The organism is Rhizobium sp. KNZ2-6A, from assembly GCF_056755475.1.
The window spans coordinates 21676-29266 of sequence record NZ_JBNDIC010000062.1; the positions used below are offsets into that span (position 1 = coordinate 21676).

A 7591-nucleotide genomic window follows, 5' to 3' on the forward strand; every position below is an offset into this window, starting at 1 on the left:
GTCATGGCACAAACCCTGTCGGAGCAAATGCTTGAAGAGAACCGGGATGTCTTTGAAACGATGGTTCACCACCGCTTCGTCGAGGACATCAAGGCCGGCCGTCTTCCGAATGAGGTATTCGAGCGCTACCTCGTTTTCGAGGGTGCCTTCGTCGATACGGCGATCGCGATCTTCTCCTATGCCACCGCCAAGGCCGAGACCATCGCACAGAAGCGCTGGCTGATCGGCGTACTCGACGCGCTTGCCAACCAGCAGATCGCCTATTTCGAAAAGACGTTTGCAGCGCGCGGCATCGATCCGGCCCGATACGACACCGCACGAGAAGACGTGGCCGCCTTCTGCGAGGGAATGCTGGCGATCGCCCGCGACGGCGCATTTCTCGATACGATCGCAGCCATGTTTGCCGCCGAATGGATGTATTGGACCTGGTCGATCGAATCCAACCGATCCGCGATCGGCGATCCCCTGCTCAAGGAATGGGTCAGGCTTCATGCCGAGCCCGAATTCGAGGCGCAGGCGCGATGGCTGAAAGCCGTGCTCGACCAGGCGGGAGAGACCATGCGCGCTGACGAGCGCAAGCGGCTGAGCGCCATTTTCGGCCAAACGCAACGTCTGGAAATTACCTTCCACGAAGCCGCCTATTCCTGACGGGCAGTGATTGCCGATCAGCATAGGCTGCGGGCAGGGGAGGTTCGAAGAGGCGAGGGGACGACCGGTCCGAATACATAACAGCAATGAATCGAACCGGGGCGATCGATTCAAAACACTCGTTGGACCCCGCCAGCCGGATCGATCATCCTGCCGGCATGCTTAATCAACCTTATCATCTCTACATCGAACGCAAGGACGCCGCGCGGAACATGGCGCGCTATTATGCCCTGGAGATATCGACGACATTGTTCGGCGACACCTGCCTGACAAGAAGATGGGGCCGCATAGGGTTCGGCGGGCAGACCATGGCACATCATTTCGCCGATGAAAGCGACGCCGTCAGGATGTTTCTCACATTGGCCCGGCAGAAACGGGCCAGAGGATACCGGCCGCGATCCTAAAGTGGTTCGGCTTTTCACGGAATCTCTGAACCACTCCATCTTTTTGTTATCCCGTAATTCCGGTCCGTCAAATCACTTGAAAAACGAAGCGCATCGGCGACCATCATGAAAAGCACGATGTCGAACGGCAGCTCAACGGAGCGCAATGGACTTATCGCGTTCGATGTGAAAACCCAGTTTCTCCGAGATTTCGTTGGCGGCCGCCGTCAGGCTTTGTAGATAAGTGCTGCGGTTGCGCAGGCCATCTTCGCGCGGCGCGACGAGGCAGAGCGTGGCGATGCAGGCTCCGCCAGCCTGATAGATCGGAACGGCGAAGCAATGAGTGAAATTTTCGACTTCGCTGTTGAAAGTGAAGAACCCGTCGCGACCGGCCTGGCGCACCTGGGCGATGAATTCGGATGGCTCCATCTGCCTCCCATTGGGGAGGACAAAATCGTCAGGCGGGATCAGGTCGATGATTTCCTGATCGGTAAGATGCGAGACCAACAGGCGACCCGAAGCCGTCCAGGGGATCGCAACCAGCTCGCCGACATTTGAGGAAATGCGGAAAGGCCGGACACCTTCGCGCATCATGGCAACGGTATATTTCCTGCCTTCAAGCAAACACATCTGCGCCGTTTCGCGCGTTTCCTCGGCCAGCCGCACCAGCATGCGGTCACATTCGCGCATCAAATCGAATTGTTCGGCATAGGCTGTTCCGAGGAAGTAGAGGCGGCGGCCGAGATAAACGCGGCCGTCATTCCCTTGGTAATCAAGCATGCCATGGCGCAATAGAAGATTGACCAATTCATAGACCGAAGACCGGGGAGCCCCGATTTCAGACGCGATCTCGTTCGGCCGCATAGGCTGTCGTTTCACGCGCAGAAATTCAAGAATCTCGAAGGCGCGATCCAGTCCCCGGGTGCGTCGCGATACCGCATCGCTTGCGGCCTCGGTCATGCTCTTCTCCAATCCTTGTCAGGCGCGATCGGCGCGGTAAGCCACGCAATCGACCTCGACCTTGCAATCGACCATCATGCGCGATTGAACGCAGGCACGGGCCGGCGGGTTCTTGCCGAAATACTCGGCATAGACACCGTTGAAGCTCCAGAAATCGCGTGGATCGTCAAGCCACACGCCGACGCGCACGACATCTTCCAAGCTGTAGCCGGCTTCATCAAGGATCGCAATCATGTTTTCTATTGCCTTGCGGCTCTGGCCGACGATACCGCCGGGCACGATCTCACCCTTTTCCATCGGCACCTGGCCGGATACATAAAGCCATCCCGCGGCTTCGGTGGCACGTGCAAATGGCAGCGGTTGGCCGCCTGCGCCGGTCTCGCCCGCACCATAACGCTTGATCGTCATATTCTTCTTTTCCTCTTTAGTTGAAGCTTGAGGTTTTCAGGAATTCGGCAAGCCGCTCGGTTTTAGGCTTGACGAACATTTCCTTCGGATCGCCCTGCTCACAGATCACGCCCTGGTTCATGAAGATGACCCGGGACGAGACCTCATAGGCAAAACGCATTTCGTGCGTGACCAGCAGCATGGTCATTCCATCCGCGGCAAGACCCTTGATGACCTGCAGCACTTCGCCCACCAGTTCCGGGTCGAGTGCAGAGGTCACCTCATCGAAGAGCATCAGGCGCGGCGACATCGCGATCGCACGGGCGATCGCCACACGCTGTTGCTGGCCGCCGGAAAGCTGACCCGGATAATGGTTGGTGCGCGACGAAAGGCCGACGCGGTCGAGCCAGCGCTCGGCGATGACGCGTGCCTCGGCCTTCTGCATCTTCTTGACCTTGATCAGGCCAAGCATCACGTTTTCGGCGGCGGTCATATGCGGAAAAAGATTGAACTGCTGGAAGGCCATCCCCGTCAGTGCGCGCTGACGGGCAATCTCCTTTTCACTCTTGCGCCGGCGGGAACTGCCCTCGATGTGATAGCCGATCTCTTCGCCGTCGAGGCTGATCGTGCCGCCCTGAAACTCTTCCAGCATGTTGACGCAGCGCAGCATCGTCGTCTTGCCCGATCCGGATGATCCGATGATCGAAATGACCTCACCCTCGGCGACCGAGCAGTCGACGCCTTTGAGAACCTCGTGATGACCGTAGGTCTTCCGCAGGCCGTTGATTTCAAGAATTGTTTTGGCCATGGCTTGGCTTCCTCACGATGGAAGAGCGGTCTTGCGCTCGATGAACTGACCGAAGCGTTCGATCCCGAAGTTGACGACGAAATACAAAGCGCCTGCAAGAAAGTAGAATTGCAGGCTCATGAAGTTGCGGGAGATGATCTCCTGTGAGCGGAGAAGCAGTTCGGCCACTCCGATGACGGACAGCAGGGTCGACGCTTTGACCATCTCTGCTGCGGTGTTGACCCAGGCTGGCAAGCATTGGCGCAGTGCCTGCGGCCAGAGTACCGAGGTGAATGTTTGCGAAAAGGTCAGACCGATCGCCTTGGCTGCTTCGGTTTGCCCTTTCGGGATCGCCTGCAGCGCGCCGCGCACGATTTCGCCGACATGGGATGAGCAGAAGACGGCCAATGCCAGCACACCGGCGGCAAAGGGGCCGAGGGCGAGTCCGACGGCACTCGACACATAATAGCTTGCAAGTACCAGAACGAGAACCGGCGTTCCACGGATTATATCGGTATAGGCACGTATGATGAAACGGAGGACGGCATTGCCATAAGCCAGGGCAAGTCCGACAAGGACGCCGAGACATGAGCCACCCAGAATTGCCAGCAACGATATGGACACGGTCATTGCCAGGCCGTTCATGATGACATAGCGGGCGATCCAAAGCTGATCCAAAAAGGTCTGTGACATCGACTTACCTCGGCAGTGCCAGCCGGCGTTCAACAAAACGCATGATGGCGGCGATCAGGAAACATGTTGCGACATAGAGCGCTGAGGTAACCATCCATGTCTCGACGACGCGGAAGCTTTCGACGTTGATCTTGCGCGCGGCAAACGTCAGTTCCGGGACGGCAATGGTCGCGGCGAGCGAGGTATCCTTGAACAGCGATATGACCGTCGAAGACAAGGAAGGCAGAACGTTGCGCAGCATCAGCGGCGCGACGATCGATGTACGGATCTGCATCCCGGTGAGACCGATCGCAAGTCCGGCCTCCGTCAGTCCCCTGGGAATGGACAGCAGGCCGGCACGAAATACTTCGGCGAGATAAGCGCCCGAGTACAAGGACAGGACGAGGACAAAGCTTTTTATCTTGTCGAGCCTGAAACCTATTTGCGGCAATGCAAAAAAAGCAAAGAGCACAAGCACCAGGATCGGCAGATTGCGGATAAGCGTGACGTAACAGCGCGCCGGCACCGCAGCAACTCGTTGCTTCGAGATGAGCGCAAAGGCCACCAGAAGACCAAGCACTGCACCAATCAACAGCGAGATCGCTGCCAGACCAAGGCTCAGTATCAATCCGCTCAGAAGAAAATCAAAATTGCGCCAAACGGCGGCAAAATTCAGCGTGTAACCCATGACAGGCCACCTCCAGAAGAAGGAACGGGAGATGCTCCCGTTCCTTTTTGCCAACTACTTGAATTCGACCGGAAAACCGATCTGCGGAGGTGCCAGGTCTTTGCCGAACCAAGTTTTATAGGACTTCGCATAAGTGTCGAACTCGACGCCGGTCATCGCCTCGTGAACGGCGGTATTGACGAAGTTCAGCCAGTCCTGATCGCCACGCTTGACGCCACAGGCATAGGTCTGTGGGTTCCATCCATAACCGGCATCCTTATACTTGCCGGGGTTCTGGGTCATGTACCAGGCAAGGGACGACTGATCGGTGGCTGCAGCATCGGACCGGCCGGACTCGAGCGCCTGATAGATCAGGTCGACGGAATCGTATTGGTCGACGGTTGCCTCCGGAAGGGCCGCATGGACCATGGCTTCCGCATAGACATTCTGAAGGACCGAGATCGTCACCGAAGAGCCGGCCGCCTTGAGTGCGGCATAATCGGCATATTTGCCATCTGCCTTGAGCATGAGGCCGACACCCTCGCGATAATAGGGAATGGTGAAAGCGATCTGCTGAGCGCGCTCGCCCGTCACGGTCATGAACTGGCAGGTGATGTCGACCTTGTCAGTGGTGATGTTCGGAATGCGCGCGTCCGAGGACTGGTTGACATATTCGATCTTTTCCGGATCGCCGAAGAGGGCCTTGGCGATGATATGGCCCATGTCGACGTCAAAGCCCTGGAGCTTGTCGTCCGCACTCTTGAAGTGCCAGGGCGCGTTGGTGCTGCCGGTCCCCATGACGAGGTGGCCGCGGGCGAGCACCTCATCGAGCTTGCTGCCGGCGGCATGCACCGGGCTGCATAGAATTGCGGTCGCGGCCAGCGAGATCAGGCCGGTTCGAAGTGAAATCGTCATTGCGGTTCCCCTTTTTGTAGAGCTTCGTTCTCAATGTCCCGTATAATGGACATATGTCCGTTTTAACGGATTAGCACATCAAGTCCCATAGGGGACAAGTTGTCAATAGGCGGTGCCGAATATCGCCCGGCGCCGACCTGCCCAATGATTGATGCTGGTTGGGTGGTATTGCCTTTGTGCAATCGGAAATCGAAGTTCGGGCTAATGATCACGCTGATTGCAGAGGAAAGGGCAGGGTAGCTCGCTCCGGCATGATTAGGATGAAAACGTGGAGCACCGGGACTAAATCAACCGCTCAGCTCGACCAACCGACAGTTGTCTGTTGAAATCAGGAATCGGCGGAAATAGGTTGAGCGCGGTACGGCGGGGCTTGGAAACAGCGCCATGGAGATCCGAATGAAGACATTGTGCTTGAGAAGAGCTCTTGCCAGCCTTTGCGTCAGCGCCGCGCTGTCGAGCCCTGCATGGTCCGACGAGAGTGTCACCGTTCCCGGCTACGCGCCGGCAACCGGAGCCGAGCACAGCTATCGCGTTCAAAAAGCGACCGAAAGCGACATGTCTTCCTGGTTCGACAAATCAGGCTCCTCTCCCGTGACGGTGCGTGGCGAATTTCGCCAGCGCATGACCGTTCTATCACGGGACGACAAGGGCATGCGGGTTCGCTGGTCCCTCGGCGCCGACCTGCCGGATGGCACGGCGGGCACGACCGAAACCTATCAGATGAACGCGCTTTATCGCAATTCTCTCACCGCTTACGGTGTTGACGCGCTCGAGCTCGAAACGGATCTGAACGGTTATCCGCACAGTCTGTTCGGCGTCGATCAGATACTGGCGAACATGCGGAAAATGGCGGTAAACGGGCCGGGTGGAGCTGTCGCTGCCCCGGAAAGCGGCGTCTATGACATCATCAACCGCATGCAGGAAAACCCCATCCAAATTGTCACCGTCCTGGTGCCGGAAGCGCAGTTGCTTGCCATGGGACAGGTCTATCAGGAAGAGACCATGAGCATCGGACAGGCCTTGGTAGCCTCGCGCAACGAGGATTATGGCGGCGTCATCGTCCCCGTCACATCGACCTGGGTTCTGGAATCCGCCGATGCGGCGTCGCGAACGGCGATACTTTCTCTCTCGGAAGACTATGATCCGGCAACGTTCAGCCAGTCGCAACAGGCGGCAATCGGCAAACTCATGACCGGTTTTGCCGAGCGGGTGAAGAGCCTTAATGCCGATCAGCTGGCTTCCGTCAAACGTGCCGGCAAGAACCGAAACGGCAAATTCGTGGTGTCCCTGAACGACGGTTCGACGGTCGAGGCATCGGAAGTTGTCACCGTGACGAGCGGAGGGGCGACATTTCGCACATACACTCATATACAGCGTGAAGATATGCCGACGCGGCTGCAACTCCCCACTATCCTGACAGCAAAGGACCTGCAGACTTCCGGCCTGCATATCGAGCTGCTGCCGCCGGCCGGCTCCGGGCCTGGCATCCTGGATGAGCTTTCGACATCGAAAGCCGAAGGAACGGCATCGCAAGATGGGGCGGTTGCGGCGGACAATCAAGACGCCGAGCCAATCACGCCGGTCTCGCTTGAGGTGAAGAGCGCCAAGGTTGTCTCGGCCGCAAACTCCTATGGTTTCGAGCTGGAGATTTTGCTTGCACCGGAAAGCGCTGAGAAATTTCGGGATTTCACACAGGCGGCGATGGGCCGGCAAACGCAGCTGCTGATCGACGACAAGGTCATCGTGGAACCCTGGATAAGGGAGCCGATCATGGACGGTCGTGTCACGATAAACGACGGACCGCAGACGAAGCTTTTAGGATTTGCAGAACAGTTGTCTGCGCCCGGCGCCAAGATTGTCGTACGGGTACGCTCGTGAAGGATCAGTTCGCAACAGCAGCCATCGTCGCCGAGCTGAATATCTTCCGCCCGGAGATAAGCTCTTACGAACCTGCCGGATTGAGAGTGATATCGGGAGCAGCGGTAAGTTCCATAAGATAGATTATGCTAGAAAAGCAATGCACGCGGTACATTCTATTTCCAAGTGCGACATGCCAATGATTTCAATGGCTTCACTTTGGAGATTTTGGCATGTTCCGATGCTATACGCAGCTTGCTCTCGCCGACCGACGACGCCTACATCAGTTGGTGGCGGCAAAAGTTCCCGTCAACG

Annotated in this window: 9 protein-coding genes; 3 read left to right on the top strand and 6 right to left on the bottom strand. The window is 57.4% G+C overall.

Annotation, left to right across the window (positions count from 1 at the left end; all coding sequences use genetic code 11):
- The first annotated feature begins 3 nt into the window (after positions 1 to 3).
- Complete coding sequence (locus tag ACPYOP_RS28835; protein WP_481413671.1) at positions 4 to 648, top strand: TenA family protein; 645 nt, start codon at positions 4 to 6, stop codon at positions 646 to 648.
- Between the two features lie 158 nt (positions 649 to 806).
- Entirely contained in the window at positions 807 to 1052 is a 246-nt protein-coding gene (locus ACPYOP_RS28840) for a WGR domain-containing protein (protein ID WP_481413672.1), read from the top strand.
- 132 nt (positions 1053 to 1184) lie between these two features.
- On the opposite strand, the gene ACPYOP_RS28845 is transcribed toward ACPYOP_RS28840, so the two are convergent.
- The 6 genes from ACPYOP_RS28845 to ACPYOP_RS28870 are packed head-to-tail and all read right to left on the bottom strand — an operon-like array spanning position 1185 to position 5419.
- Positions 1185 to 1991, bottom strand: coding sequence for an IclR family transcriptional regulator (locus tag ACPYOP_RS28845; protein WP_481413673.1), 807 nt, complete (start codon positions 1989 to 1991; stop codon positions 1185 to 1187).
- An 18-nt stretch (positions 1992 to 2009) separates the two neighbouring features.
- Positions 2010 to 2399 carry a RidA family protein gene (locus tag ACPYOP_RS28850; RefSeq protein WP_120670481.1) on the bottom strand — a complete coding sequence of 130 codons (390 nt, stop codon included), beginning with the start codon at positions 2397 to 2399 and terminating at the stop codon, positions 2010 to 2012.
- A 16-nt stretch (positions 2400 to 2415) separates the two neighbouring features.
- Positions 2416 to 3186: an amino acid ABC transporter ATP-binding protein gene (locus tag ACPYOP_RS28855; protein WP_481413674.1), complete on the bottom strand. Its 771-nt coding sequence runs from the start codon at positions 3184 to 3186 to the stop codon at positions 2416 to 2418.
- A gap of 12 nt (positions 3187 to 3198) precedes the next feature.
- Positions 3199 to 3858, bottom strand: coding sequence for an amino acid ABC transporter permease (locus ACPYOP_RS28860; RefSeq protein ID WP_481413675.1), 660 nt, complete (start codon positions 3856 to 3858; stop codon positions 3199 to 3201).
- A gap of 4 nt (positions 3859 to 3862) precedes the next feature.
- Positions 3863 to 4525: an amino acid ABC transporter permease gene (locus ACPYOP_RS28865; RefSeq protein WP_481413676.1), complete on the bottom strand. Its 663-nt coding sequence runs from the start codon at positions 4523 to 4525 to the stop codon at positions 3863 to 3865.
- A 54-nt stretch (positions 4526 to 4579) separates the two neighbouring features.
- A complete protein-coding gene (locus ACPYOP_RS28870; protein WP_481413677.1) occupies positions 4580 to 5419 on the bottom strand; it encodes a transporter substrate-binding domain-containing protein in 840 nt (279 codons plus the stop codon).
- A gap of 396 nt (positions 5420 to 5815) precedes the next feature.
- Between ACPYOP_RS28870 and ACPYOP_RS28875 the strand changes: the two genes are divergently transcribed.
- Complete coding sequence (locus ACPYOP_RS28875) at positions 5816 to 7297, top strand: SecDF P1 head subdomain-containing protein (RefSeq protein WP_481413678.1); 1482 nt, start codon at positions 5816 to 5818, stop codon at positions 7295 to 7297.
- Positions 7298 to 7591: the final 294 nt, after the last annotated feature.

What these genes read in the sequence shown, in the direction of transcription:
- ACPYOP_RS28840 (WP_481413672.1), top strand. Translation starts at nt 807, where the DNA reads ATGCTTAATCAACCTTATCATCTCTACATCGAACGCAAGGACGCCGCG.
- ACPYOP_RS28850 (WP_120670481.1), bottom strand. Translation starts at nt 2,399, where the DNA reads ATGACGATCAAGCGTTATGGTGCGGGCGAGACCGGCGCAGGCGGCCAA.
- ACPYOP_RS28870 (WP_481413677.1), bottom strand. Translation starts at nt 5,419, where the DNA reads ATGACGATTTCACTTCGAACCGGCCTGATCTCGCTGGCCGCGACCGCA.
- ACPYOP_RS28865 (WP_481413676.1), bottom strand. Translation starts at nt 4,525, where the DNA reads ATGGGTTACACGCTGAATTTTGCCGCCGTTTGGCGCAATTTTGATTTT.
- ACPYOP_RS28875 (WP_481413678.1), top strand. Translation starts at nt 5,816, where the DNA reads ATGAAGACATTGTGCTTGAGAAGAGCTCTTGCCAGCCTTTGCGTCAGC.
- ACPYOP_RS28845 (WP_481413673.1), bottom strand. Translation starts at nt 1,991, where the DNA reads ATGACCGAGGCCGCAAGCGATGCGGTATCGCGACGCACCCGGGGACTG.
- ACPYOP_RS28835 (WP_481413671.1), top strand. Translation starts at nt 4, where the DNA reads ATGGCACAAACCCTGTCGGAGCAAATGCTTGAAGAGAACCGGGATGTC.
- ACPYOP_RS28855 (WP_481413674.1), bottom strand. Translation starts at nt 3,186, where the DNA reads ATGGCCAAAACAATTCTTGAAATCAACGGCCTGCGGAAGACCTACGGT.
- ACPYOP_RS28860 (WP_481413675.1), bottom strand. Translation starts at nt 3,858, where the DNA reads ATGTCACAGACCTTTTTGGATCAGCTTTGGATCGCCCGCTATGTCATC.